Source organism: uncultured Williamsia sp., assembly GCF_947494875.1.
Classification (GTDB): Bacteria; Actinomycetota; Actinomycetes; order Mycobacteriales; family Mycobacteriaceae; genus Williamsia_A.
In genome coordinates, this window is the sequence record NZ_CANLWM010000008.1 from 221,156 (window position 1) to 245,834 (window position 24,679).

Annotated in this window: 26 protein-coding genes; 6 read left to right on the plus strand and 20 right to left on the minus strand. The window is 70.8% G+C overall.

All coding sequences use genetic code 11. The features are described from left to right. Positions 1 to 10: 10 nt before the first annotated feature. The 5 genes from Q1A98_RS18995 to Q1A98_RS19015 all read right to left on the minus strand — a co-directional run bounded on the left by Q1A98_RS18995 (position 11) and on the right by Q1A98_RS19015 (position 5,025). Entirely contained in the window at positions 11 to 1,594 is a 1,584-nt protein-coding gene (locus Q1A98_RS18995; RefSeq protein ID WP_299576340.1) for a bifunctional uroporphyrinogen-III C-methyltransferase/uroporphyrinogen-III synthase, read from the minus strand. A gap of 45 nt (positions 1,595 to 1,639) precedes the next feature. After that, positions 1,640 to 2,575, minus strand: a complete 936-nt coding sequence (gene hemC / locus Q1A98_RS19000; protein ID WP_299576342.1) for a hydroxymethylbilane synthase — start codon at positions 2,573 to 2,575, stop codon at positions 1,640 to 1,642. After that, positions 2,572 to 3,945, minus strand: coding sequence for a glutamyl-tRNA reductase (locus tag Q1A98_RS19005; protein ID WP_299576344.1), 1,374 nt, complete (start codon positions 3,943 to 3,945; stop codon positions 2,572 to 2,574). Before Q1A98_RS19005 ends, hemC begins: the two co-directional genes overlap by 4 nt. Beyond that, positions 3,942 to 4,676 carry a redox-sensing transcriptional repressor Rex gene (locus Q1A98_RS19010; protein ID WP_299576346.1) on the minus strand — a complete coding sequence of 245 codons (735 nt, stop codon included), beginning with the start codon at positions 4,674 to 4,676 and terminating at the stop codon, positions 3,942 to 3,944. Before Q1A98_RS19010 ends, Q1A98_RS19005 begins: the two co-directional genes overlap by 4 nt. Before the next feature lie 100 nt (positions 4,677 to 4,776). Next, positions 4,777 to 5,025, minus strand: a complete 249-nt coding sequence (locus Q1A98_RS19015; protein ID WP_299576348.1) for a glutaredoxin family protein — start codon at positions 5,023 to 5,025, stop codon at positions 4,777 to 4,779. A 93-nt stretch (positions 5,026 to 5,118) separates the two neighbouring features. On the opposite strand from Q1A98_RS19015, the gene Q1A98_RS19020 reads away from it, so the two are divergent. Together Q1A98_RS19020 and Q1A98_RS19025 are read left to right on the plus strand one after the other, a co-directional pair. Beyond that, positions 5,119 to 6,177, plus strand: a complete 1,059-nt coding sequence (locus tag Q1A98_RS19020) for an HAD-IB family hydrolase (protein WP_366943483.1) — start codon at positions 5,119 to 5,121, stop codon at positions 6,175 to 6,177. Positions 6,178 to 6,324: 147 nt separating this feature from the next. Continuing rightward, complete coding sequence (locus Q1A98_RS19025) at positions 6,325 to 7,002, plus strand: type IV toxin-antitoxin system AbiEi family antitoxin domain-containing protein (protein WP_299576352.1); 678 nt, start codon at positions 6,325 to 6,327, stop codon at positions 7,000 to 7,002. Here the strand turns inward: Q1A98_RS19025 and Q1A98_RS19030 are convergent. From Q1A98_RS19030 to Q1A98_RS19070, 9 genes are all read right to left on the minus strand, one after another. Next, complete coding sequence (locus Q1A98_RS19030) at positions 6,990 to 8,147, minus strand: lysophospholipid acyltransferase family protein (RefSeq protein ID WP_299576354.1); 1,158 nt, start codon at positions 8,145 to 8,147, stop codon at positions 6,990 to 6,992. The genes Q1A98_RS19025 and Q1A98_RS19030 overlap by 13 nt on opposite strands. 115 nt (positions 8,148 to 8,262) lie before the next feature. Then, positions 8,263 to 9,312 (minus strand): NAD-dependent epimerase/dehydratase family protein, encoded by a 1,050-nt coding sequence (locus Q1A98_RS19035; RefSeq protein WP_299576356.1) that lies wholly within the window; start codon positions 9,310 to 9,312, stop codon positions 8,263 to 8,265. A 103-nt stretch (positions 9,313 to 9,415) separates the two neighbouring features. Then, positions 9,416 to 9,517: an AURKAIP1/COX24 domain-containing protein gene (locus tag Q1A98_RS19040; RefSeq protein ID WP_003402602.1), complete on the minus strand. Its 102-nt coding sequence runs from the start codon at positions 9,515 to 9,517 to the stop codon at positions 9,416 to 9,418. 210 nt (positions 9,518 to 9,727) lie between these two features. After that, entirely contained in the window at positions 9,728 to 9,976 is a 249-nt protein-coding gene (locus Q1A98_RS19045) for a helix-turn-helix domain-containing protein (protein WP_299576358.1), read from the minus strand. A gap of 196 nt (positions 9,977 to 10,172) precedes the next feature. After that, on the minus strand, positions 10,173 to 11,009 hold the full coding sequence (gene proC / locus Q1A98_RS19050; protein WP_299576360.1) for a pyrroline-5-carboxylate reductase: 837 nt from the start codon (positions 11,007 to 11,009) through the stop codon (positions 10,173 to 10,175). Then, positions 11,006 to 11,842, minus strand: a complete 837-nt coding sequence (locus Q1A98_RS19055) for a thioesterase family protein (RefSeq protein ID WP_299576362.1) — start codon at positions 11,840 to 11,842, stop codon at positions 11,006 to 11,008. Before Q1A98_RS19055 ends, proC begins: the two co-directional genes overlap by 4 nt. After that, on the minus strand, positions 11,839 to 12,735 hold the full coding sequence (locus Q1A98_RS19060; RefSeq protein ID WP_299576364.1) for a sugar phosphate isomerase/epimerase: 897 nt from the start codon (positions 12,733 to 12,735) through the stop codon (positions 11,839 to 11,841). The genes Q1A98_RS19055 and Q1A98_RS19060 overlap by 4 nt, the downstream gene beginning before the upstream one ends. Positions 12,736 to 12,737: 2 nt before the next feature. Beyond that, positions 12,738 to 14,225 carry a hypothetical protein gene (locus tag Q1A98_RS19065; protein WP_299576366.1) on the minus strand — a complete coding sequence of 496 codons (1,488 nt, stop codon included), beginning with the start codon at positions 14,223 to 14,225 and terminating at the stop codon, positions 12,738 to 12,740. A 41-nt stretch (positions 14,226 to 14,266) separates the two neighbouring features. After that, positions 14,267 to 15,244, minus strand: a complete 978-nt coding sequence (locus Q1A98_RS19070) for a Ppx/GppA phosphatase family protein (RefSeq protein ID WP_299576368.1) — start codon at positions 15,242 to 15,244, stop codon at positions 14,267 to 14,269. A 79-nt stretch (positions 15,245 to 15,323) separates the two neighbouring features. On the opposite strand from Q1A98_RS19070, the gene Q1A98_RS19075 reads away from it, so the two are divergent. The 3 genes from Q1A98_RS19075 to Q1A98_RS19085 all read left to right on the plus strand — a co-directional run bounded on the left by Q1A98_RS19075 (position 15,324) and on the right by Q1A98_RS19085 (position 17,108). After that, the gene (locus Q1A98_RS19075) at positions 15,324 to 16,178 is read left to right on the plus strand and encodes a hypothetical protein (RefSeq protein ID WP_299576370.1); all 855 of its coding nucleotides are present in this window, start codon (positions 15,324 to 15,326) and stop codon (positions 16,176 to 16,178) included. 120 nt (positions 16,179 to 16,298) lie between these two features. Continuing rightward, the gene (locus tag Q1A98_RS19080; RefSeq protein WP_366943485.1) at positions 16,299 to 16,676 is read left to right on the plus strand and encodes a type IV toxin-antitoxin system AbiEi family antitoxin domain-containing protein; all 378 of its coding nucleotides are present in this window, start codon (positions 16,299 to 16,301) and stop codon (positions 16,674 to 16,676) included. Positions 16,677 to 16,772: 96 nt separating this feature from the next. Beyond that, positions 16,773 to 17,108, plus strand: coding sequence for a DUF559 domain-containing protein (locus Q1A98_RS19085; protein ID WP_299576374.1), 336 nt, complete (start codon positions 16,773 to 16,775; stop codon positions 17,106 to 17,108). A 77-nt stretch (positions 17,109 to 17,185) separates the two neighbouring features. Here the strand turns inward: Q1A98_RS19085 and Q1A98_RS19090 are convergent, their stop codons facing one another. The 4 genes from Q1A98_RS19090 to Q1A98_RS19105 all read right to left on the minus strand — a co-directional run bounded on the left by Q1A98_RS19090 (position 17,186) and on the right by Q1A98_RS19105 (position 20,587). Next, positions 17,186 to 17,875, minus strand: coding sequence for a response regulator transcription factor (locus Q1A98_RS19090; protein ID WP_299576376.1), 690 nt, complete (start codon positions 17,873 to 17,875; stop codon positions 17,186 to 17,188). After that, on the minus strand, positions 17,872 to 19,332 hold the full coding sequence (locus Q1A98_RS19095; protein ID WP_299576378.1) for an ATP-binding protein: 1,461 nt from the start codon (positions 19,330 to 19,332) through the stop codon (positions 17,872 to 17,874). Before Q1A98_RS19095 ends, Q1A98_RS19090 begins: the two co-directional genes overlap by 4 nt. Before the next feature lie 164 nt (positions 19,333 to 19,496). Next, positions 19,497 to 19,796 (minus strand): GNAT family N-acetyltransferase, encoded by a 300-nt coding sequence (locus Q1A98_RS19100; RefSeq protein WP_299576380.1) that lies wholly within the window; start codon positions 19,794 to 19,796, stop codon positions 19,497 to 19,499. 47 nt (positions 19,797 to 19,843) lie between these two features. Continuing rightward, positions 19,844 to 20,587, minus strand: coding sequence for a phosphoglyceromutase (locus Q1A98_RS19105; protein ID WP_299576382.1), 744 nt, complete (start codon positions 20,585 to 20,587; stop codon positions 19,844 to 19,846). Positions 20,588 to 20,659: 72 nt separating this feature from the next. Between Q1A98_RS19105 and Q1A98_RS19110 the strand changes: the two genes are divergently transcribed. Next, positions 20,660 to 22,219: an MFS transporter gene (locus tag Q1A98_RS19110; RefSeq protein WP_299576384.1), complete on the plus strand. Its 1,560-nt coding sequence runs from the start codon at positions 20,660 to 20,662 to the stop codon at positions 22,217 to 22,219. A 76-nt stretch (positions 22,220 to 22,295) separates the two neighbouring features. Here Q1A98_RS19110 and Q1A98_RS19115 read toward each other — a convergent pair whose 3' ends face one another. Next, positions 22,296 to 23,912 (minus strand): 4-coumarate--CoA ligase family protein, encoded by a 1,617-nt coding sequence (locus Q1A98_RS19115; RefSeq protein ID WP_299576386.1) that lies wholly within the window; start codon positions 23,910 to 23,912, stop codon positions 22,296 to 22,298. A gap of 53 nt (positions 23,913 to 23,965) precedes the next feature. After that, the gene (locus Q1A98_RS19120; RefSeq protein ID WP_299576388.1) at positions 23,966 to 24,631 is read right to left on the minus strand and encodes a YbjN domain-containing protein; all 666 of its coding nucleotides are present in this window, start codon (positions 24,629 to 24,631) and stop codon (positions 23,966 to 23,968) included. Positions 24,632 to 24,679 lie beyond the last annotated feature (48 nt).

The window sequence follows — 24,679 nt, forward strand, 5'->3', positions numbered from 1 at the left end:
GACACCGGGATCAGGACGACCGCGAGGTCCGGCGGGCCTTCTTGCGCGGCGGGGGCAGCGCACCCTCGGCCCGCAGACGCGCGGCATGCTCGGCCAGTGCGTCGACGAGATCGGGCACGGACGCGTTCTCCGGCTGCACGTCGACCCGGAGACCGAACTCCGTTGCCGTCTCGGCGGTCTTGGGTCCGATGCACGCGACGATGGTGCGCGCGTGGGGCTTGCCGGCGATGCCGACGAGGTTTCGGACCGTCGAGCTCGAGGTGAAGCAGACCGCGTCGAACCCGCCGGTCTTGATCATCTCGCGCGTCGTCGCCGGCGGCGGGGCCGCCCGGACGGTGCGGTAGGCGGTCACGTCGTCGATCTCCCAGCCGCGGTCACGCAGACCCTCGGAGAGGGTCTCGGTGGCGATGTCGGCGCGCGGCAACAGGATCCGGTTCACCGGGTCGAAGACGTCGTCGTAGGGCGGGAAGTCGTCGAGCAGACCGAGCGACGACTGCTCGCCGGACGGGATCAGCTCGGGCTCGATGCCGAAGGTGCGGACCTTGGCGGCGGTGGCGTCACCGACACAGGCGATCTTGACGCCGCTGAACGCGCGGGCGTCGAGACCGAACTCGGCGAACTTGTCCCACACCGCGCGGACCGCGTTGGTGGAGGTGAAGACGACCCACTGGTAGCGGCCGTCGACCAGTCCCTTCACCGCGCGCTCCATCTGCGCGGGGCTGCGCGGCGGCTCGACGGCGATGGTCGGGACCTCCATCGGGATGGCGCCGTGGGTGACGAGACGATCGCTCATCTCGCCGGCCTGATCCTTGGTGCGCGGCACCAGCACGGTCCAGCCGTACAGCGCCCGCGACTCCCACCAGTTCAGCTTGCCGCGCTGGCTCACCACCTTGCCGACGGTGACGACCAGCGAGCCCTGCAGGCCGGCGGCGGAGTCGTTGAGTGTCGCGAGGGTGGCCTCGACGGTCCGCTGCTGGCACGTGGTGCCGTTGACCGTGACGGCGACCGGCGTCTGCGCGGCCAGACCGTGTTCGGTCAGCGCACTCGCGGCCTCGGCGAGGTGCGCGGAGGTCGCGTGCAGCACCAACGGCCCGGGGGCGGCGGCCAGGGCGGCCCAGTCGACCTCGCCCCGCACGTCGGCCTCGGTGTGGCCGGATCCCAGGGGCATGCCGGCGTAGCTCGGGACCGCGGCCGCGGCGGGCAGGCCGGGGATGACCTCGAACGGCACCGACGTGCGCGCGATCGCCGACACCTCGGTGAGCACGGAGTCGGTGGTCAGCGGGTCGCCCGCGACGAGGCGCACGACGTCGTCGCCGGCCTTGGCCGCGGCGACCAGGGTCTTGGCGACCTCGCCGGGGTCGCCCAGCGCGGGGCGGACCCGCGCGGTGTCGTCGGCGTCGGTGTCGGCCGGCTCGGTGACCGGGGCGTCGACGCCGACCATCTCGAGCACGCCCGTGGGCACGTCAGGGTCGACGAAGACGGTGGTCGCGGCGGCGAGCGCGTCACGCGCGCGGACCGTGAGCAGAGCGGGGTTCCCGGGGCCCGATCCGACGAACAGGATCCGGCCAGGGCTTGCCTTCTTGGTGCGGCTCATGCGGTGCACTCTCCTGACCCCTTCTGGGGTCGTCCGAGGTGGCTGCTAGTCGCGCATGACCTCGGCGGCCCCGCGATCCAGCAGTTCTGCGGCGAGTTCCCGACCGAGTTCGACCGCGCGTGCGACCGGTCCGACCACGGAGGCGCGGATCTCGTCGGATCCGTCCAGCGCGGCCACACCCGCCCGCAGCGACAGCTCGTCGACGACGCGCCCGTCGTCGTCGAGCGACTCCACCACCTCCGCGATCGCGCCGACCGGCGCGGTGCACCCGGCCTCGAGGGCCGCCAGCACCGACCGTTCCGCGTCGACCGTGGCCCGGGATGGGGCGTCGTCGAGCTCGGCGAGAATGCTCACCAGTTCGGCATCGTCGGAGCGGCACTCGATCGCGAGTGCGCCCTGAGCAGGCGCGGGAAGCAGCACGACCGGGTCGAATGCCTCGGTCACCTCGTCTTCGCGACCGATGCGGACCAACCCGGCTCGGGCCACCACCACTGCGTCGAGTTCGCCGCCGGCGACTTTGCCCAACCGAGTGTCCAGGTTGCCTCGTAGGGGGCGGATTTCCAAACCCAGACCCAGTGCGTTAAGCTGCGCGACCCGTCGCGGCGCCGAGGTGCCGACGGTGGAGCCCGGCGGGAGTTCGCCGAGCACCCGGCCACCGGCCGCGACCAGCGCGTCCCGAGAGTCCGCCCGCAGCGGCACGGCCGCGATGGTGAGGCCCTCCTCCGGCGCGGTCGGCAGGTCCTTGTAGCTGTGCACCGCGACGTCGATCTCGTCGTTGTGCAGGGCGGTGCGGATGGCGGTCGTGAACACGCCGACGCCGATCTTCTCGACCGGCTCGGCCGACAGATCACCGGCGGTCGTGATGACGACCAGCTCCGCGTCGTGGCCGGCTTCGATCAGCGCGTCCCGCACGTCCCCGGACTGCGTGCGTGCCAACAGCGACCCGCGTGTGCCGATCCGGATGGTCTTCCGAGCGGTCACCGGGCTCCCCGGGCGACGGGCGTGTCGCCGGAGTCGCCGACGGTCAGGCCGGTCTCGGGCGCCGAGACCGACTCCGCCGCACCGGGGGTCAGCTCGAACAGCTCCCGTAGCGCCTCGGCGTAGTGGTCGCCGTTCGGGGTCGACGCGAGCTGCTTCACGCGCACCGTCGGCGCATGCAGGAGCTTGTCCACGACACGGCGGACGGCCTTGGCGACCTCGTCGCGCTGCGGCTCGTCGAGCCCGGGCAGACGGGTCTCCAGCCGCAGGATCTCGGCCTCGACCATCTCCGCGGCGCGCTGACGCAGGGCGGTGACGGTCGGGGTGACCTCGGCCTGTCGCTGGTGGGCGAGGTACTCGGCCAGCTCGCCGGCGACGATGTCGCGGGCGGCCGCGGCGTCGTCGGCGGCGGCCTGGGTGGCGGGCGTCCCGCGGAGGCTCTCGATGTCGACGACGTGCACGCCGGGCAGTCGTGCCGCGGCGGGGTCGACGTTGCGGGGCAGGCCGAGGTCGCAGATGACCAGTGGCGTCGACCGGGTACGGCGGGCCAGCGCAGAGTGGATCTCGCCCACGCTCACCACCGCGCCGACGGCGCCGGTGCAGCTGACGAGGAGGTCGGCGTCGGCGACGGCGTCGGCCAGGTCGGCGAGATCGACCGCCCGGGCAGACACACCCTGGTGGGCCTGTACCGACTCAGCGAGGTGCTGCGCCTTCTCGGCGGTGCGGTTGACGACGGCGAGGTCGGTGACACCCTCGCGGGCGAGGTGGGCGGCGGCGAGGCCACCCATCGCGCCGGCGCCGAGGACGACGGCCGACTGCAGGACGGTGTCGCCGTCGGCGGAGAGCAGGCCGCGGGCGCGGTCGACGGCGACGGACACGACGGACGCGCCGGCGCGGTCGATCCCGGTCTCGCTGTGCACGCGCTTGCCGACGCGCAGCGCCTGCTGGGCCAGTTCGTGCAGGACCCGACCGGCCGACGAGTGCTCGTCGGCGCTGGCGTAGGCGGCGCGGATCTGGCCGAGGATCTGCTGCTCGCCGACGACGAGCGAGTCGAGCCCGGCGGCGACCGTGAACAGGTGCTCGACGGCGGCCTCGGAGTAGCGGACGTAGGCGTGGCGGGTCATCTCGGTGACGCTCATGCCGGAGTGCTCGCCGAGCACGTCACCGACCGCCTCCAGGGCGGGGTGGAACGCGTCGACGACGGCGTAGACCTCGACGCGGTTGCAGGTGGACACCACCATCGCCTCGGAGATCTGCGGGACACGCAGCAGTCGCTCGACCAGCTTGGGCCGGTCGGCGTCGGAGACGGCCAACCGCTCGAGCACCGGCACCGGTGCACTGCGATGGGACACGCCGAACAGGAAGACGCTCACACGCTCACCTTCTCCCCGCAGTCGTCGCGGGAATCGATCCGGCCCCCGGACGACGACGGGTCGACCGCGTCGCGGGAGGCGTTGAACGAGAGCACCTGCAGTTCCAGAGCCAGGTCCACCGGGCGCACGTGCACGCTCGGCGGCGTGCGCAGCGTCACGGTGCTGACGTTGAGGAGCTGGCGGATGCCGGCGCGGACGAAGGCGTCGCAGGTCGTCTGCGCGAGCGAGTCGGGCGTGGCGATGACCGCCACGTCCACATCACGTTCCGCGCACTGCCGCGCCAGGTCCGACATCGGTGCCACGGTGATGTCAACGGCCTCCGACCGGAAACCCGTACCCACCACCGCCGGATCAGTGTCGAACATCGCAACCACACGGAACCCGCGGCCGAAACCGGTGTGCGCGATCAGCGCGCGACCGAGGAGGCCGGCCCCGGCGAGCGCGACGTTGTGGGTGTCCGAGGTGCGCAGTGCCCGCGAGATCCGGGCCGTCAGACGCGCGACGTCGTACCCGACGCCGCGGACACCGTTGGCGCCGACGTGCGACAGGTCCTTGCGCAGGATCGCCGGGTTCACGCCGGCGGCGGTCGCGAGCTGACCGCTGGAGGTGACGACGGCACCGTTCTCGCTGAGAGTGCGCAGGACGTGCAGGTAGGTGGCCAGGCGCGCGACGGACGCGGCGGGGATGTGTCCGGTGGGATCGGTGTCCGGGGACGACTGCGGACCTCGCATCATCGTCACCTCCGGCGTCGACCCGTGCGCGCGACGCGCCGGGTGAGAGCATTCGACAGTCGAGGGTATACCGCTTGTGAACACGTTCACAAAGCGGCTCTCACCTGGCGCGGAGGTCCGCGCGCAGGCGGGCCTCGTCGACGTCGCCGTAGCTGTGCTCGACACCGTCGAGCAGGACCACCGGGAGCCGGTCCCCGAACTCCGCGCGCAGTTCCGGATCGTCGGCGGCGGCCTCGTCGACGTCGACGACGGACAGCTGCACGGCATGGTCGGAACACAGGGGTTCGAGATCGGCGAGGGCACGGGCGCACGCCGAACAGCCGGCGCGGGTGAGCAGGGTGACGACCACGCCGTCGATCCTCCCACCGGCGCGGCACGGCGGATCAGGGCCCCAGGGGCCGACGACTACTCTGGGAGACCCGCACCACCAGGAGGCGATTCGGTGAGCGACACGCCCGGCGAGAACGATCGCGACCGGTCGTCGACACAGGGGCCGTCGGCCCCCGACGACGACCGCGACGCCGGCGGCACCGTCAGCAACTGGATCTCCTCGCGCGCCGTGCGCACCGCCCAGTCGGGACGCGTCGGACGGTTCCGCCAGTCGGCCGCCGAGCTGCGGCACTCGCTCGCCGGTGAGGCCAGCGCGCAGGCCGCCTACGCCACGCTGCAGGAGCGTGGTCGCGTCGACGCCGACCACCTCGACGACGAGCCGGGCACCCCCACCGACGTCCCGCCGGACCTCACCGCGGCCGCCTTCTTCGACGTCGACAACACGCTCGTGCAGGGCGCGTCGATCGTGCACTTCGCCCGGGGCCTCGCGGCCCGCGACTACTTCTCCTACCGCGACATGGCCGAGTTCGCCTGGGCCCAGGCGAAGTTCCGGATCAGCGGTCGGGAGAACGCCGACGACGTCGCGTCCGGTCGGGAGAAGGCACTCAGTTTCATCGCCGGTCGGTCCACCGAGGAACTGGTCCGGCTCGGCGAGGAGATCTTCGACGAGGTGATCGCCGACAAGATCTGGCCCGGCACACGGACTCTCGCGCAGATGCACCTCGATGCCGGGCAGCAGGTGTGGCTCGTGACCGCCACCCCCGTCGAACTGGCGCAGACCATCGCCGACCGCCTCGGGCTCACCGGCGCGCTCGGCACCGTCGCCGAGAGCGTCGACGGGAAGTTCACCGGGCGGCTCGTCGGCGACATCCTCCACGGCCTGGGCAAGGCGCACGCCGTGCGCAGCCTCGCCATCCGGGAGGGCCTGAACCTCAAGCGCTGCACCGCCTACTCCGACTCCCACAACGACGTCCCGATGCTCTCGCTGTGCGGCACCGCCGTCGCGATCAACCCCGACGCCGACCTCCGCGACGTCGCCCGCGTCCGCGGCTGGGAGATCCGCGACTACCGCACCGCCCGCAAGGCCGCGAAGATCGGCCTGCCCACCGCGGTCCTCCTCGGCGCCGCCGGCGGTGGCGCAGTCGCCGCGGCCCGTCGTTTCCGCGACTGAATCCCGGTACACCCGCGCACCGTCCACCACCCGCACCGACGAGGATGGGCGCGTGCGTCGTGCACAGGTCGGCACTCATCGGTGTCGGTTGTGGACAGAGCCGCCCTGGCCCTCGAATGCGTCCCTCCCTCGCCCGATGCTGTCGTCATGCGAGACGCCGGGGTCGTGACGTGGGATGAGCTGATCGCGCAGGGTCAGACGCAGGCCGACGTGCGACGGGCGGTGGCGGACGGGATACTGGTCCGGCTCCGTCGTGGCTGGTACGCCCGGTCCGACGCGGACGCTCGCGTCGTCGAGGCGGTGAGACGCGGCGGCGTCCTCAGCTGTGTGTCCGCGCTTCGGTACCGCGGGGTCTGGGTGCCCGGACGCTCCGACGACGTCCACGCTCGGGCGGGAACGAGCCGTGACCGCACCGGGCGCTTCTGTTCCCGACACGGCAGACCCGAGTCGGTGACTGGACCCGTCGACGAGATCCCGATCGCCCTGCGCCACGCGGCCCGCTGTCTCGACGCGGAGGGACTCATCGTGGTGTGCGACTCGATCGTGAACGGCGAACACGTCACGCCCGACGACCTCGCCTCGATCCTGCGCGACACACCGGTGGCCGTCCGCGCACTGCTCGGCCGGTGCGACGGCTCGGCGCAGTCGGGGACGGAATCGATGGTCCGACTCCGTCTGCGCGCCAGGAACATCCCCGTGCGGACCCAGGTGGTGATACCTCGGGTCGGGATCGTCGACATGGTCGTGGGCGACCGGTTGATCATCGAGACCGACGGCGAGCGCTACCACTCCGGTGTGCGGGTTGTGGACGATCAGCCGAAGTAGACCGAGCCGCGACGGCTGAGCATGCGGAAGAGGGTCTGTTGGATCTCTTCGCGGACGTGGTCGGTGAGGTCGAAGACGACCATGGGGTCGTCGGCGGCCTGCTCGTCGTAGCGGTTGGTCTCGATGGGCTTGCCGAAGTGGATGTGCCACTTGGCGGGCAGCGGGACCAGGCCGAGGGGGCCGAGCAACGGGAACGTCGGGGTGATCGGCAGGTACGGCAGCCCGATCATCCGGGCGATCGGCTTCAGGTCGCTGAGCATCGGGTAGATCTCCTCGGACCCGACGATCGAGACCGGCACGATCGGCACGGCGGTGCGCAGGGCGGTCGTCACGAACCCACCGCGACCGAACCGCTGCAGCTTGTAGCGGTCGCGGTAGAGCTTGCCGACGCCCTTGAAGCCCTCCGGCCACACGGCGGTCAGCTCCCCCGACCGCAGGAGCCGCTCGGCGTCGGCGGTGCACGCCAACGTCGAGCCGGTGCGCCGCGACAGGGCGCCGATGAACGGCGACTCCAGGGCGAGGTCGGCGGCGAGCATCCGGAGGAAGCGCTTGCGCGGGTGGTGGTCGTGCACGGCGACCGACAGCATCAGCGCGTCGACGGGAATGGTGCCCGCGTGGTTCGCGACGAGCAGCGCCCCACCCTCGGTGGGCAGGTTCTCGATGCCGGTGACCTCGACGCGGAACCACTTGTCGAAGAAGACCCGCATCGCGGGCAGGAAGACGTTCTCGGTGAAGTGGCGATCGAAGCCGAAGTCGTCGATCTCGTAGTCACCGGTGAGTCGCTCGCGCAGGTACCCGGCGCTCGACACGACCGTGTCCGCGACGGCTGAACGGATTCCCCCGAGGTTGAACAGCGGGCTGCCGGTGCGCTGAACGGGCAGACCCGACTCGTCGATGCGCGGCACGACGTCCGCGCTGATCGGGTGCACGTCCGCGTCGTCGAAACCGTCGGTGTTGGGATGGCCGAGGGAGTCGTCGGGAGCGGGCACCGGTCGCGGCGCCATGCGGCGCGTGGGGTCCGGTCCGGATCGCTGCTGGGACGGGTGCCGACGGCGCCCGGCGTCCGACGGGGACGTCGGCGGCGACGCGTACAGCTGGATCACCTTCGCGGTGCGAGAGTTCGGTGCGTTGTTGCTCTTTGCCACCGTCACACCCCTGCCGACACCATCGTCCCCCAGTTGTTCCTTGTCCCCCGACACGTGCGCGTCCAGTGTAGGAGGTGTCCCCCACTCCCGCCGTACACGGCACGGAATGCGACGTTCAGGCGAGTGCCCGCGCGGTGTCGACGATGCGCTGCTCGAGGCGGTGCCACGCCCCGGCGGATATCACCGGCTCCAACGGTTTGCGCGCGATGAAGTCGTCGAGGGTCTCGAGACTCGTGCGTCGCGGGGCGAATCCCAGCTCCGCGCGCATGCGCGTGGTGTCCAGGACGCGGCCGTAGGTCAGGTAGTCCGCCTGGTCACCGTGCAGGGTGTTGATGCCCATGTTGCGGAAGACGCCCGCGACGGTGCCCATCAGGTTCGCAGGCACCGGCAGCTCGATCCGACCGGCCCGACGGATCGCCTGGGCCAGCGTCACGACGCCGTCGGCGGCGAGGTTGAACGTGCCCGGTCGGCCGAGCAGCGTCGCGTGCTCGATCGCGGCGAGCGCGTCCTCCTCGTGCAGGAACTGCAGGCGCGGCTGGTAGCCGATGACGACGGGGATGATCGGCGACGAGAAGTAGTTGCTCATCCGCGTCGAGATCTGCGGGCCCAGGATGGCCGTCGGCCGCAGGATGGTCACCGCGATGTCCTGTCGGCGCCGCGACAACCCGCGGGCGTAGGACTCCACGTCCAGCAGGTCGCGCCCGAAGCCCGTCGTCGGCTCGTGGCGGGCGCGGATCTCCTCGGAGAAGTGCGCGGGGTCGGAGGCGCTCGCGCCGTAGACCATGCCCGACGACCGCACGATCACCCGTTTCACCGACGGGGCCCGCTGACAGGCGGCGCAGACCTGCATCGCGCCGATGACGGTCAGTTCCTTGATCGCCGGCGTGTGACCGACGGTGTCCATCACCGATGTCGCCGCGTGGACGACGGTGTCGACGCCGGCGGAGTCGATGATGCGGCCGATGGTGGGTCGGCGGATGTCGGCGCGGACGAACTCGGCGCGACCCATCCGTCGCATCATGTCCTTGCTCGGCACGCGGGAGTCGACGGTGATGATCCGCTCGATGGCGGGGTTCTGCGCCAGGCGGGTGGTCAGGTATCCGCCGAGGAACGTCGAGGCCCCGGTGACCAGCACCACCGAGGGCGGAGCGGGGGCGTCGGTCATGGCGCCAGACTAACCGCAACGCACTCCGACCCGCCGCGTGTGCGACGGGTCGGAGGATGGTCGATCGATGTGCCGCCCGGGTGCACCCCGGTCGGCGGTCACATCATTTGCCGAGCTTGCGACGCTGCACCCGGGTGCGGCGGAGAAGCTTGCGGTGCTTCTTCTTCGACATGCGCTTGCGGCGCTTCTTGATGACTGACCCCATGGGGCACCTCACGTTCTCGCACGGGTGGACACGTACTCGGGCTCGTCGGACTCACGGCGCAGACGCGGGGCCCGTCCCGGTGAGGACGGGCGCACACGGACCGGCGAGCGCAACAATGGTCCAGGCTACTCCGGGGGCCGGGGCACGACGAAATCCGTGTACCGACCAGGACGACCCGAGGCGCGCCTGCGCCCGCGTCGGAGACGCCTGTCAGCCGACGTCGAAGTAGGAGTTCTCGAGGTAATCGTGGACCGCCTTCTCGTGGACCCGGAAGGACCGGCCGACGCGCACGGCGGGCAGCTCACCGTTGTGCACCAGGCGGTAGACCGTCATCTTGGACACGCGCATGAGGGCCGCGACCTCCGCCACGGTGAGGAACTGCGTACCCGAACCGGCACTGTTGGCCGGCCCCGCGCCAGGGGCGCTGGGTCGGTCGCCAGGCGTGTTTGCAGGCGCCATTGAATTTTCGACCTCCGAGGCACGCGTCGCGGCCGCGGGCTTCCCCTCCCGCGGACACCAGACACGCACGTGCTCAGTGCACCTTAGCGTGGCGCATGGGAAAGTTGCGACGTGAGTGGGTGACCTTTTCGAGATTTCTCGGTCATCTGGCCGATATCTGGGCCGCCGGGGCCGTCGCGGCCCGCCCGGAGGGCGATCAGCCGTCGTTCTCGGCGCTCGGCGCGGTCGCCCGCAGGGCCGCGCTGGCGCCCGCGTTGGCCCGAAGCGCCTCGTAGAACGCGTGACGGAATCCGTGCGCCTCGAGTTCGCGGATGGCCTCCGCGGTGGTGCCCGCCGGCGAGGTGACGGCGGCCCGGAGGTCGACGGGCGACAGTCCCGAGTCGGTGAGCAACACGCCCGCGCCGCGGATGGTCTGCGCGGCCAGCAGCGTGGCGGTCGCGCGGGTGAGCCCCAGACCCACGCCGGCGTCGATCATGGCCTCGGCCATGAGGAAGGCGTACGCGGGACCCGAGCCGGACACCGCGGTGACGGCGTCCATCTGCTTCTCGGCGACCACGATGACCTTGCCGACGGACTCCAGCAGCGACGCCACGGTCGACACGTGGTCGTCGGTCGCGTATCTGCCACCGGTGACCGCGGACATCGCCTCACCGACGAGCATCGGGGTGTTCGGCATGACCCGGACGACGGGCGCCCCGGCGGGCAGCGCGTCCTCGTAGTGCCGGGTGGTGAGACCCGCGACGAGGCTGACGGTGAGCCGTTCGACCTCGCCGGTGTCCTCGACGCCGGAGATGATCTCGAGGACACCGTCCACGTCGGCGGGTTTCACGGCGAGGACGACGATCGCCGCGCCCTCGACGGCGTCGGCGATGTCGGTGACCCGCACGCCGTAGTCGTCGGTGAGCTCCGTGCCGCGGGCGGGGTCCTTCTCCGCGACGACGAGGTCCCGCGTCGGACGCCCGGACCGGACGAGTCCGGAGAGCAGCGCCTCGCCGATCTTGCCGCCGCCGATGATGGCGACCCGTGTGGTCATGCCTGTCCTTCCTGGGAGGGGACGAGTGCGAGCTGCCGCGACTGCGCCACGACGGCGCCGGTGGCGTCGACGAGGAGATGGTCCTCCTCGAACCAGCCCTGCCCGATCTCGGTGGTGGTCACCCGCGCCCGGAGCCAGCCCGGCGCGGGCCGTCGACGCAGGTAGGTGGTCATCTGCAGGGTGGGCGCCCAGCCGAAGACGCCGAGGTTCATCACCACGGGCATCGACAGGTCGCCGGCGAGGATCGCGAAGAACCCGTCGGTCTCACCGTCGGCCGGACGGGCCCAGAACCGCGTCTCCGGGGCGCCGCGCTCCCCCGCCATCACCGGCACCGACGACCGGTCGTAGTGCATGTCGACCGCCGCGGCGAGATGCACGATGTCGGCGACGATCGACCCGCGGACCGGCACCGCGTCGGCCGCGGGCTCGGTCGGCATCGCAGCCAGCTCGTCGGGGACCCCGGAGTGGCGCGGTGTCCCGTGGTCGGGGGCGGCGAGGGTCACCACCGACCGCACGGCGTCACGGCCGTCCTGCGCGACGACCACGTCGACGACGCAGACCCGACGGCCCCGTTTCACCACCGTCGCGACGACGTCGACATCGCGGGGCTCGGGCGCACGGAGGTAGTCGCTGGAGATCGCGACGGGCACCATCTCCGACCGTCCCACGGCGTCGACGGCGGCGTGCGCGGACACGACCTGCAGGGCGCCGCCGTGCACCTTGGGGCCGATCGTGAACACGGGGTCGACGACTGTGGTGAAACACACCGGGTCCGCGGGTCCGCCGCCGTCGATGCGTGTCAGTGCGCCGAGATCGGCGACCGAGACGGTCACGAGCGGTCCTTCCTCACCGGCGTCGTGTCGCGCGCGAGGTGTTCGCGGGCGAACGCGAGCGACCGGGCGAGGATCTCCGAGCGCTCGGGCTTGGTCCGTGCCGACCCCGTCGACACCTCCAGCACCACGGCGCCGTCGAAGTCGCTCTCGGCGAGACGTCGGCAGATCTCCGCGCACGGCTGGTTGCCGTCGCCGGGTACGAGGTGTTCGTCGACCGCCGCGCCGATGCCGTCGGTGAGGTGCAGGTGGTTCAGCGACGAGCCCATCCGCTCGAACATGGCGATCGCGTCGTGGCCGGCGGTCGCCGTGTGCGACAGGTCGAGCGTGTAGTGGTCGAAGCCGTCGTCGGTGGGGTCGATGGACGTGCCGAACGCCGACACCGCCGCGCCCGGCCCACCGCGCCGGGCCATCCGCTCGGCGGCCTCGGTGTACTTGCCGAACACGCGGTCGGCGCGGACGGGGAACATGTTCTCCACCGCGACGGCGACGTCGCTGCGCTCCTCGAGTTCGGCGACCGTCTCGGCGAACCCCTTGACGTAGCGGCGCTGCCACCGGAACGGCGGGTGCACGACGACGGTGGCCGCGCCGAGCTGCGCGGCCGCGTCGACCGACCGGCCGAGTTTGGCGATCGGGTCACGGCCCCACACGCGCTGCGAGATGAGCAGACACGGCGCGTGCACGCTGAGCACCGGCATGGCGTATCGGTCCGACAGGTAGGCGACGTGGTCGATGTCCTGGCTGACCGCCTCACCCCAGACCATCAGCTCGACGCCGTCGAAGCCGAGCTCGTTCGCGTACTGGAACGCTGCCTCGGTGTTCTGCGGGTAGACCGACGCCGTCGACAGACCGATCGGGATGTCGCCCCTCACCCGACCCGTGCCCGGAGCACCCATCGTCAGCTCCCCGACGCGAGCAGCGCCAGGGGGCCGATGGTCACGACGAGTCCCACCGCGAGCGCGATGAGCGTCGACACGAGGTCGGAGCTGCGCCGGGCGACGTGCACGAACGTCACCAGACCGAAGATGACGACGACGGCGAGGACCAGCGCGAAGTAGACGTTCCACCGCCACAGCTCGGTGAACCCGAGGAACAGGCCGACACCGACGGCGAGCCCCGCGACCACCTGCAAACCGAGCATCGCCCACTGGCGCGCCGGCGACGGACCTGTGGCGTCGTCGCCGGTCTGCGGGGCCGGTTCCGTCTCCGGCTCGGGGTCGGCACCGCGCCAGGCGGGTCGGACGCTGTCGTGGCGCTGGGCCTTGTCGAGGTCGACGACACCGGTGGCGTCGTCGCCGGAGTCCGCGGCGAAGCGCGTCGTCGAGGGCAGGTCGTCGTCCTGTGCGGGTTCCTCGCGAGGTGCGTCGTCGACGTCGGGGCGGTCGGACCACGCCTGCGCACTCCAGCTCGACCGCGAGACGTCGGTCAGCTCGGTCGGGGTGTCGTCGGACACCTCCAGCCGACCGTCGTCGACCGATCCCGACAGGAGGTCGGTGTGGGCGATCGACGACTCGGGCGCGGTGTCGTCGGTGGTCTCGTCGGCGGGAGGCGGGGTGTCGTCGTCGGCGCGGGAGCGACGCAGCGCGCCGAACAGTCCGCGGCGCTTGCGCGGCGCCGCCTCCTCGACGTCGACGTCGTCGAAGTTTCGGTAGCTCTCGAACGCGCGGTCGCGTTCCTCGGGCGACAGCCGGGCGAAGTCGTCGTCGGCGGCGGGTCCGGCCGCCTGACCGGCGCCGAACCGCGGGATGATCCCGGTGACCTCGTCGGCCTGCTCGGGCTCCGGCCGCGCGAACCGGGCGTGTACGTCGGCGCTGTTGAGATCGCGGGTTGCCGGCGGCTGGTCGGGACGCGACGGTGTCGGCGACGACCACGCCTGCGCGCCGCCCCACGACGGCCGCGGCGGATCCGACCGCGGGAACCGGTCGTCGTGGCCGGGTGCGGCGGGGCGGTCGGAGCGGGGGAACGCCGGCGCGTCCCCGGCATCGGCGACATGCGGGTCATCGGGGACGAACGACGACTCCGCGGCGAGATCGTCGGTCGACGGGGCGATCTCGGTGAGCTCGTCGTCGACGGTCGGCGAGGGGGCCTGCGCGTCGGGGGCGCGGCGTCGACCGGTGGTCGGCGCCGGGGTCGGTGTCGGCGCGGCGGCCTGCTCGGGGGTGACGGCCGGGAATGACCCGGAGTGCGCCCCGCCGCGGATCCGCGGGATCTCACCGGTCAGCTCCGCCACCGACACGGTGCCCTCGCCGCCACGACGTCGACGCCCCGCGGGGCGCGACTCGTCGGCGGGCGTCTCGGATGCGGTGCCGTCGGTCTCGGCGGCACGGCGCGCGAGGAGCTCGGCGACCGAGATCGGCCGCGAGTCCGGGTCGGTGTCTCTCGCCATCGGTGTCCTCTGCTCTCGTCGGGTGGTCGCGGGCGCCGCGGTCAGCCCGGGCTCGGCACCGACGGGCGGGGCGCGAGCAATGCGTCGGTCGCGGTGGGTTCGGCATCCAGCCGACGCAGGATGACACCCTCCCGCAACGCCCACGGACAGATCTCCAGGGTATCGACCCCCATCGCACGCATCGACGCCTCCGCCACCAGGGCGCCGGCGACGAGCTGTCCGGCGCGGTCCTCGCTGACGCCCTCGAGCTCGGCGCGGTCGGGGGTGGACATCCGCGAGATGAACGCGATCAGTTGGCGCAGACCGCTGCTCGTCAGAGTGCGCTTCACCCGCGGACCCGCGCTCGAGGGGGCCGCGCCGGTGAGACGGGCCAGCGACCGGAAGGTCTTCGACGTCCCGACGGCGAGGTCGGGGCTGCCGGCCTCGGACATGGCCTTGGCGGTCTCGGCGAGTTCGGCGTCGAGCCAGTCACGCAGCACGGCCACGCGCCGCTTGCCGGGTGGGTCCTCCGACAGCCACTCACGGGTCAGCCGGCCCGCACCGAGTGGGAGCGAGACCGCGACGTCGGGGTCCTCGTCGACGCCGTTGCTCAGCTCCAGCGAGCCGCCACCGATGTCGAGGGCCAGGATCCGGCCGGCGCTCCAGCCATACCAGCGACGTACCGCCAGCGACGTCAGACGCGCCTCGTCGGTCCCCGACAGCACCTGGACGCGTACGCCGGTCGTGTCGGCGACGGCGTCGAGCACGGCGTCGCAGTTGGTGGCGTCGCGGACCGCCGAGGTGGCGAACGCCATGACCTGCTCGCACCCGGAGGTGCGGGCGATGGCGGTGAACTCGTCGACCGCCTCGGTGAGGGCGGTGGCGCCGGACGCGGACAACTCGCCCGACGAGCCGATCTGTTCGGCCAGGCGCAGCGTCGACTTGGTCGAGCTCATCGGCGTCGGGTGCCCACCGCGATGCGCATCGACCACCAGCAGGTGGACGGTGTTGCTGCCCACGTCGAGGACTCCCAAGCGCACGGGGACAACCTACTGCCTCGCGTCGACGGCGTCGGGGAGGCCGACGCCGACCCCACCGCGGCGACTAGCGTTGTGAATCGTGGCTGCAAGTGACGGCGCGTCGGCCACCCCGACGCCCGAGGTCCCGCTCGACTTCCCGCGGGAGTGGATCGAGTTCTTTGATCCCGCCGACCCCGAACACCTCGTCAGCGCCGACCTGACGTGGTTGTTGTCGCACTGGACGTGCGTGTTCGGCACGCCCGCGTGTCAGGGGATCATCGAGGGCCGTCCCGACGACGGGTGCTGCAACCACGGCGCCTATCTCGCCGACTCCGACGACCGCAAGCGCCTCGCGCACGGCATGTCGATGCTCACCGCGGAGGACTGGCAGTTCCACGACAAGGGATCCGGGAAGGACCCCCTGGGCAAGCGGGGCTACCTCGAGGAGGGCGACCTCGACGACGAGCCGGCCCTGAAGACGCGGGTGTACAAGGGCGCCTGCATCTTCCTCAACCGCCCCGGGTTCGCCGGAGGCGTCGGCTGCGCCCTGCACGGGATGGCGTTGAAGAAGGGCCTCGAGCCGCTCACCGTCAAGCCCGACGTGTGCTGGCAGCTGCCGGTGCGCCGCGAGCAGGACTGGGTCGAACGCCCCGACGGCACGCAGATCCTCAAGACGACGATCACCGAGTACGACCGTCGCGGCTGGGGCGAGGGCGGCCACGACCTCGCCTGGTACTGCTCGGGATCACCCGACGCGCACGTCGGGGCCGACCCGGTGTGGAAGTCCTACGCGCCCGAGCTCACCGAACTCATCGGCGAGGCGGCCTACTCCGAACTCGCCCGCATCTGCCGCCGCCGTGCGGGTCTCGGCATCGTCGCCGTCCACCCGGCCACCGCCGCCGCGACCACCCGCCGTGAGACGGACATCAAGTACGAGGACCTCAACCCTTCCTAGGATTCCTGCGGAGATCTGCCCTCAGCAGCTGGTCCGACGGCACATCACCGTCGGATCGGGCTCTCGGTGCAGATCTCCGCGCAGACGGAACCGTCCCGGCGCCGACCGCGTCTCATGGACATGCACTCCCCGGTGATGTCTCGGACGCAACTACTCGCGATGGGGCGCGACGACTCCGCCATCCGACGAGCGGTCGCCGACGGCACGCTGATCCGTCTGCGTTCCGGCTGGTATGCGCGTCCCGACGCCGACGCGGCGACGATGGAGGCGGTTCGCAGAGGCGGCGTGCTGTCCTGCGTCTCCGCCCTGAGGCATCACGGTCTGTGGATCCCACCCGGGCATTCCGAGGTCCATGTCCGTTACTCGCGGCACGGGACATCGGTGGCGCGAGGCCGACGATGCCGGGGACAGGGACGCGCCCTGCCACTCACGACGGCGGTCGACTGCGTTCCCGTCGCCCTGGACTGCGCGACACGGTGCCTCTCTCGCGACGAGTAGATCGTCGTGTGCGACTCGGCCTTGGAGAAGAGCAAGTGGTCGGTCCAACGGCTCCAATCGGAGATGCCTGTGTGCATCGCACGCACCCGGGAGTGGATGACCCATTGCGACGGGCGTTCCCAGTCCGGAACCGAGACGCTCGTCCGGCTGCGGCTCCGCGCACTCGGCTACGACGTCGAGGTGCAGCCGAAGATCGCCGGTGTGGGCCGCGTCGACCTGCGCGTCGGGAAACTGCTCATCGAGTGCGACAGCGTCGAACACCACACGGGAGTCGAGAACTACCGCCGAGATCGGAAGCGCGATCGTCGCGCACTCGTCGCGGGGTGGCTGAAGCTCCGCCTCACCTACGACGACGTGATCCACCACTGGGATGAGGTCCTCGCCGACATCCGAGCCGTGACTCGGGCAGATCGTCACAGGATTCGCCGCTGAGATCTGTCCCGACAACGCCTCCCGACGGCGATATGGCGCCGACGACGCCTCTCGGGGCCGATCTCAGCAGAACTCGGTCAGAACTCGAGCTTGTAACCCAGGCCGCGGACGGTGACGAGGTGCTTGGGGTTGCCCGGGTCCTCCTCGATCTTCGACCGCAGGCGCTTGACATGGACGTCGAGGGTCTTGGTGTCACCGACGTAGTCCGCACCCCACACCCGGTCGATCAACTGGCCGCGGGTGAGCACCCGGCCGGCGTTGCGCAGAAGGTACTCGAGGAGGTCGAATTCCTTGAGCGGCAACGTGATCGACGACCCACGCACCGCGACGGTGTGCCGGTCGACGTCCATCGACACCGGGCCGGCCTCGAGGAGCCCGCCGTCGTCGTCGATCTCGTCGGCGGTGTCCGAGCCGCGGCGCAACACGGCGCGGATGCGGGCGATCAGCTCGCGCGCCGAGTACGGCTTGGTGACGTAGTCGTCGGCGCCGAGCTCGAGCCCGACGACCTTGTCGATCTCGCTGTCGCGGGCGGTCACCATGATCACCGGCACGCTCGACTTGGTCCGCAGGGCCTTGCACACCTCTGTGCCCGACGCGCCGGGCAGCATGAGGTCGAGCAGGACGATGTCGGGGGCGACGCGGTCGAACTCGCTGAGCGCGCGGGTGCCGTCGTTGACGACGGTGGTCTCGAAACCCTCCTTGCGCAGCAGGAACGCCAGTGGGTCGGCGAGGGATTCCTCGTCTTCGACGATCAGGACGTGCGTCACCGGTTGATTTCCTTCGTCTCGAGAACCCGGTGGTCCGGGTTCGTCCGGGGCGGATGGGTGGTGCGTGCGGGGGCGGGACGCGCGGCTGCGCGACCCGAGGGCGCCGACACCGAGGTGTCGGCGTCGGCGGGGACCCGGGCCTGCGGGATGGCCAGGGTGAAGGTGGACCCGGTGCCCGGCCGGCTCCACAGGGTGATGGCGCCGTCGTGGTTGGCCGCGACGTGCTTCACGATCGCCAGCCCGAGCCCCGTGCCGCCGGTCGCCCGCGACCGCGCCTTGTCGACGCGGAAGAACCGCTCGAACACACGCTGCTGGTCACGCGGCGCGATGCCGATGCCGCGGTCGGTCACGGCGATCGCCACCATCGGCCGGTCGGTGGGGGTGGCGGTCGCACCGGGGACCGTCGGGACGGGCAGACGGTCGGTGATGACGCGGCGGCTCACCGACACGCGCGTGTTGGCGGGCGAGTAGGCGATCGCGTTGGCGATGAGGTTGTTCAGGGCGGTGAGCAGCAGGGTGTGGTCGCCGCGGACGACCAGCCCGCTGGGCGGGTCGGTGTCGAGGGTGATCCCCGCCGCCTCCGCGCCGACCTGCGCGCGGTGGACGGCCTCGTCGATGAGCTCGTCGACGGACACGTCGTCGACGTCGTGCAGCTTCTCCGCGCCCTGCAGCCGCGACAGCGCGATCAGCTCGTTGACCATGTTGCCCATGCGGACCGACTCGGTGATCACGCGCTCACCGAAGTGGCGGACCGCCTCGGGGTCGTCGTCCGACTCCAGCAGCGCCTCGGTGAGCAGCCCGATCGCGCCGACGGGTGTCTTCAACTCGTGGGAGACGTTCGCGACGAAGTCGCGGCGGGTGGCCTCCAGTCGCATGTTGTCGGAGTCGTCGGTGCCGTAGACGACGGCGTAGCGCTCGGTGCCGTCCGTGACGAGGCGGACAAGGCACCGCACCGCGACGGGCGGGACGATCGCGCGAGCGGTGGAGACGAACCCGTTGACCGGCGGGGTGGGGACGAGTTCGACGTCGGCGTCCTCACCGGTCTGCAGCACGGTCGACGCCGTCCGCCACACCTCGTCGTCCAGGAGACCGGACGACACCAGACCCAGCGCGGTCGCCCGTCCGTTGAACAGGACGACGTCGCGGTGCTCGTCGACGACGGCGACGCCGGTGTCCGCGCTCTGCACGATCATCGCGAGCAGCGCCGCCTTCGACATCCGACCGTCGACGGTCTCCATGCCGTGTTCGAGGAGCACGTCGGGACGCGCGTCGACACGCTGCTCCTCCGCGTCCTCGTCGGTGGTCACGGCCGGACCCAGGTTCGACGCCGCGCGCAGCGTCGCCGCCCGACGCGCCTCGGCCGACGACCGGCGACGTCCGAGGGTCCACCCGACGGCGGCGGCCACCACGATCAGCAGCACCGCGACCACGACGACGACCGCGAGTGCGATGCTCACGGAGTCGCCCCGGGGTCACCGGTGGAGCGGGTGGGGCGGGCGGACACACCGACAGGATGGACGAGGCCGGTCATCCGTAACAAGCCGGGTGTGCCCAGTTGGGACGCTGTTCACCGGGATTTCGTCCACCGCACCCTTGCGGTGGGTCCAGCCCGCCGAGCAGGTCAGGCTGTCGCGACCATGGCGGCGTACGCCGGGTTGTCGGCGATGAACTGCTGCACGAAGGAGCAGACGGGCACCACCTTGCGACCGCTCTGCGCGATGTCGTCGAGCACGTGTCGGACCAGTTGGCCGCCGATGCCGTGGTGCGCGTGGCGGTCGAAGACGACGGTGTGGGTGATCACGACCTGACCGTCGCGCGGTTGATAATCCACGAAACCGACGAGCTCATCGTCGACGAATGCTTCATATCGCTCCTGTGACAGCGAATGAACAACGCGTGCAATAACTGTGACGTCGGCCATACTCGAGGATAGCGCCACCGGCGTACCCGCGACAGGGAGTTGACCCGCTACTTCGAGCCCTGCGCGGCGACGGCGGCAGCGCCCTTCGCAGCGGCCTCGGGGTCCAGGTACTCACCCTTGCGGACCGGCTTGAGGTTCTCGTCGAGGTCGTAGCGCAGCGGGTTGCCCGTGGGGATGTTGAGGCCCGCGATGTCGTCGTCGGAGATGCCCTCGAGGTACTTCACCAGCGCCCGCAGCGAGTTGCCGTGAGCAGCGATCAGTACCGTCTTGCCTGCGCGCAGGTCCTCTGCGATGACGTCGGTGAAATACGGGATCATCCGCGCGACGACGTCCTTGAGGCACTCGGTCAGCGGGACCTCGTCGAGGTCGGCGTAGCGCGGGTCGTCGCTCTGGCTGTACTCGGCGTCTTTCTCGATGGCCGGGGGCGGGACGTCGTAGCTGCGACGCCACAGCATGAATTGCTCGTCGCCGAACTTCTCCTTGGTCGCGGCCTTGTCGAGACCCTGCAGGGCGCCGTAGTGGCGCTCGTTGATGCGCCAGTCACGGGTCACCGGAATCCAGTGGCGGTCGGCGACGTCGAGCGCGATCTGCGCGGTCTGGATCGCGCGGCGCAGCAGCGATGTGTACAGCACGTCGGGCAGGAGATCGTGCTCGACGAGGAGCTCGCCGGCGCGCTTCGCCTCGGCGCGACCCTTGTCGGTGAGGGCGACGTCGACCCAGCCGGTGAACTGGTTCGACTCGTTCCACGTGCTCTCGCCGTGGCGCATCAGGATCAACGTGCCGGTTGCCATGCGCGACAGTGTTTCATACGTCACCCTCCCAGGAATTGCTTGCACTACGCCATTACGTGCATCATGCAAGTAATGAGTACCTTGCGGCTTCAGCCCTCTCGCACGCCCTCACCGACGATCCTCATCGCGGTGCTGTGCTTCGGCGGGCTCCTCGCCTCCTACATGCAGACGCTGGTGGTCCCGATCGTCGGACTGCTGCCGACGTACCTGCACACCTCCGCCGACAACGCGTCCTGGGTGATCACCTCGACGCTGCTGGCCGCCGCGGTCGTCATGCCGATCGCCGGCCGTATCGCCGACATGTTCGGCAAGCGGTCGGTGATCCTCGCGAGCATCGCCCTGATGGTTGCCGGATCGGCCGTCAGCGCGCTGTTCGACTCGCTCATCCCGGTGATCGTCGGACGCGGCCTGCAGGGGCTGGCGATGGGCGTCATCCCCGTCGGCATCAGCCTGCTGCGCGACGAGCTGCCCCCGGCCCGGATCCCGGGCGCGATCGCCACGATGAGCGCGACGCTGGGCGTGGGCGGCGCGATCGGCCTGCCGATCGCCGCGTGGATCTCGCAGAACTACAGCTGGCACGTGCTGTTCTGGACGTCGGCCGCGCTGGGAGCTGTCGTCTTCCTTCTGGTGCTGACCCTGATCCGCGAGTCCCCCGCCCGCTCGGGAGGCACGTTCGACGGGATCGGCGCGCTCGGCCTGACCGTCGCGCTCGTCTGCCTGCTGTTGGCGCTGAGCAAGGGCCGCTCGTGGGGATGGACCAGCGCGCTCACCCTCGGGCTGACCGCCGCCGGCCTCGTGGTGTTCGCCGTCTGGGTCGTCTACGAGCTGCGCACCAGCTCCCCGATGGTCAACATCCGCACCTCGATCATCCCGCGCGTCGCCATCACGAACGCCGTGTCGATCGTGATCGGCTTCGCGCTGATGGGCATCAGCCTCGCGGCGCCGCAGCTGCTGCAGCTGCCGCACATCCCGCGCGTTCTCGACTACGGCATGGGCCAGAGCATCATCGAGGCCGGCCTGTGGATGGCTCCCGGCGGACTGATGATGATGTTCCTGTCGCCGGTCTCCGCGCGACTGAACGTGACCATCGGGCCGAAGTTCACCCTGATGATCGGCACCCTGGTCATCGGCGCCGGCTACGCGCTGGCGATCGCCTTCGCCGCGTCGCCGTGGGAGGTCGCGCTGGCGGTCATCGTGACGAGCTCGGGCGTCGGCATCGCCTACTCGGCCATGCCGTCGCTGATCATGTCGGCGGTGCCGCTGAGCGAGACCGCGTCGGCGAACGGCCTGAACTCGTTGATGCGGTCGGTCGGCACCTCGATCGCGTCGGCGTTGCTCGCGACGATCCTGGCCAGCTCGACGGTGAGCGTCGGCACCACTGCAGTCCCCGACCGGTCGGCCTTCCAGATGGTCTTCATCATCGGCGCGATCGCGTCGCTGGTCGCCGCGGCGCTGATCCTGCTCATCCCCGGCGACGCGAAGAAGAACCTGCCGGGTGAGCAGCCCGTCGACCTGCCCGAGAACAAGGACCGCCCGGACGAGTCGATCGCCGAGGAGATCCTCGACGGGGAACTCCGCACCGACGGCACCCCGGAGCCCGGTCGTCACCGGGCCCCCGCCGGCCGCGCCTGACGGCGGTTTCCGCCCACTGTGCCGAAACGCCCGCTCCCGGATTCCCGGGAGCGGGCGTTCGTCGTCGTGCGGGGCGTCAGGCCTTGGCGCGGAGGTCCTTGCGGAGGATCTTGCCCGCGGCCGACTTGGGCACGGCCTCGATGAACTCGACCTGGCGGACCTTCTTGTAGGGCGCCACCTTGTCGGCGACGAAGGCCATCACCTCGTCCTCGGTGATCTGCGCGTCGGGCTGCTTCACGACGAACGCCTTCGGCACCTCCTCGCCCGACTCGGCGTCGGTCACACCGATCACCGCGGCGTCGGCGATCTGCGGGTGGCTCAGCAGCAACGCCTCCAGCTCCGCCGGCGGCACCTGGTAGCCCTTGTACTTGATGAGTTCCTTGAGCCGGTCGACGATGAACACGCAGCCGGTCGGGTCGACCTGGGCGAGGTCACCGGTGTGCAGGAACCCGTCCGCGTCGATGGTCTCCGCGGTGGCGGCGTCGTTGTTCAGGTAGCCCGCCATCACGTTGGGGCCCTTGAACCACAGCTCGCCGGTCTCGCTCAGACCCTCGCTGGGCAGCCCGATCTCCTCCCCCGTCGCCGGGTCGACGAGCTTGCTCTCCGCGTTCGGCACGGTCCATCCCGACGAACTCAACTCGGCCTCACCGCCGGCGATGGCCTTGCCGCCGTCGAACGGGATGACGTGGCTGACCGGGCTGAGCTCACTCATGCCGTAGCCCTGCACCATGTGGCAGCCGATCCGCTTCTCGACGGCGTGACCCAGCTCGGCGTCGAGCGGCGCCGCACCCGACATCACCGTGTGCAGCGACGACAGGTCGTACTCGTCGACGAGGGGGTGCTTGGCGAGCGCGACCGCGACGGGCGGGGCGATGAAGCCGTAGGTGCACTTCTCGGTGGCGATGTTGTCGAGGAACTCCGGCAGGTCGAACTTCGGCATGATCACCAGGCTCGCCCGGGCGTGAAGCGCCGCGTTCAGCAGCACCGTCATGCCGTAGATGTGGAAGAACGGCAACACCGCGAGGATCACGTCCTCGGGCTGCATGCCCTGCAGCGGCCGGATCTGACACACGTTGGCGACGAGGTTGCGGTGGGTCAGCATGACGCCCTTGGGGTTCGCCGTCGTCCCCGAGCTGTAGGGCAGAACCGCGATGTGGGTCGACGGGTCGAACGACACGTCCGGCGCCGGCGCGTTCGCACCGAGCAGGTCGGCGGCGTTCGGATGACCGGAGGCGGCCTCGCCCTCCCCGTCGAGGATGATCAGCCGATCCTTCGACAACCCGAGCTGTTCGACGGCGGCCTTGGCCCCCTCGGCGAGCACGTTCACCGTCACAAGCATCGACGCCTTGGCGTCGGTCAGCTGCTTGGCGATGTCGTTCGGGGTGAACAGCGCGTTGATGGTCGTCGCCGTGGCACCCGAGCGCAGGATCCCGTGGAATGCGATCGCGAACGCCGACGAGTTCGGCGACAGCAACCCGACGACGTCGCCGACCGCGATGCCGCGGGCGGCCAACGCCCCGGCGAACGCGTCGACCCGCGCGATCAGGTCGCGGTAGGTGGTCGTCGCCTTCTCCGGCTTGGTGTCGACGAGGGCCGGCCGGTCGAGGTCGGCCTCGTCGATGCCGCCGAAGAGATAGTCGTAGACGCTCGAATCGGGGATCGTGACGTCGGGGTGCGGACTCGCGAAGGTCATGGCGAAACCCTAACAACGCCCGGTGGCGTGACGAGGGCGTTCTTCGACGACTCTCAGCTGTCCGATTCGTCCGGGTCGACGGCACGGCCCGAGGGCGGCGGATCACCCTGTGCCAGAGCGGTCACCGACTGCTCTGGCGCGCTGTCGGCGGGCCCGATGGTCGGGAGGTTCTCCTTGTCGATCAGGTGCTCGAACGCGAGCAGGTTCCGCAGCGACTCCCCGCGCGACACCCGCCACGCCCACTCGCGTCGGATCGAGGTGTAGAAGCCGATCTCCAACAGCGTGTTGAAGTCACCGTCGGCGGCCTCGAGCACCTGCCCGAGCACGCGGTCGAGCTCGCCGGGACTCACCGACTCCGCCGACATCCGGCCGACGAGGTAGATGTCGCCGATGTTGTCGATCGTGTACGCGACGCCATAGAGACGGCGGTTGCGCTTGAGCAGGAACTTGTAGACGCCCTCGTGGTTCTCGTCGGGGCGGCGGCAGACGAACGCCTCGAGGCGCACGCCGGGCTTGCCGACGGTGAGCAGCACGGTCGTCTTGAGCTTCCGCTCACCGGGCAGCTCGATGACGATGTGCTCCGTGTCCGAGCCACCGGTCTGCTTGAGCGCGAACTCGATCCCGCGCTCGTCGAGCGCTTTCTGGATCGCATCGGACTGTTCGACGATGCGCGGGGGGCGCCGCGTGCCGTGCAGGTGCGGATCGACCGACTGGGTCATGCCGTGCTCCTCTGGTGGTCGTCGAGTGACGTCGTGATGTGCAGCGAC

Excerpts from the sequence above, each read along its gene's own strand:
- Q1A98_RS18995 (WP_299576340.1), bottom strand. The coding sequence starts at position 1,594 with ATGAGCCGCACCAAGAAGGCAAGCCCTGGCCGGATCCTGTTCGTCGGA.
- Q1A98_RS19010 (WP_299576346.1), bottom strand. The coding sequence starts at position 4,676 with ATGCGAGGTCCGCAGTCGTCCCCGGACACCGATCCCACCGGACACATC.
- Q1A98_RS19025 (WP_299576352.1), top strand. The coding sequence starts at position 6,325 with ATGCGAGACGCCGGGGTCGTGACGTGGGATGAGCTGATCGCGCAGGGT.
- Q1A98_RS19035 (WP_299576356.1), bottom strand. The coding sequence starts at position 9,312 with ATGACCGACGCCCCCGCTCCGCCCTCGGTGGTGCTGGTCACCGGGGCC.
- Q1A98_RS19040 (WP_003402602.1), bottom strand. The coding sequence starts at position 9,517 with ATGGGGTCAGTCATCAAGAAGCGCCGCAAGCGCATGTCGAAGAAGAAG.
- Q1A98_RS19045 (WP_299576358.1), bottom strand. The coding sequence starts at position 9,976 with ATGGCGCCTGCAAACACGCCTGGCGACCGACCCAGCGCCCCTGGCGCG.
- proC (WP_299576360.1), bottom strand. The coding sequence starts at position 11,009 with ATGACCACACGGGTCGCCATCATCGGCGGCGGCAAGATCGGCGAGGCG.
- Q1A98_RS19060 (WP_299576364.1), bottom strand. The coding sequence starts at position 12,735 with ATGGGTGCTCCGGGCACGGGTCGGGTGAGGGGCGACATCCCGATCGGT.
- Q1A98_RS19065 (WP_299576366.1), bottom strand. The coding sequence starts at position 14,225 with ATGGCGAGAGACACCGACCCGGACTCGCGGCCGATCTCGGTCGCCGAG.
- Q1A98_RS19080 (WP_366943485.1), top strand. The coding sequence starts at position 16,299 with ATGCACTCCCCGGTGATGTCTCGGACGCAACTACTCGCGATGGGGCGC.
- Q1A98_RS19085 (WP_299576374.1), top strand. The coding sequence starts at position 16,773 with ATGACCCATTGCGACGGGCGTTCCCAGTCCGGAACCGAGACGCTCGTC.
- Q1A98_RS19100 (WP_299576380.1), bottom strand. The coding sequence starts at position 19,796 with ATGGCCGACGTCACAGTTATTGCACGCGTTGTTCATTCGCTGTCACAG.
- Q1A98_RS19105 (WP_299576382.1), bottom strand. The coding sequence starts at position 20,587 with ATGGCAACCGGCACGTTGATCCTGATGCGCCACGGCGAGAGCACGTGG.
- Q1A98_RS19110 (WP_299576384.1), top strand. The coding sequence starts at position 20,660 with ATGAGTACCTTGCGGCTTCAGCCCTCTCGCACGCCCTCACCGACGATC.
- Q1A98_RS19115 (WP_299576386.1), bottom strand. The coding sequence starts at position 23,912 with ATGACCTTCGCGAGTCCGCACCCCGACGTCACGATCCCCGATTCGAGC.
- Q1A98_RS19120 (WP_299576388.1), bottom strand. The coding sequence starts at position 24,631 with ATGACCCAGTCGGTCGATCCGCACCTGCACGGCACGCGGCGCCCCCCG.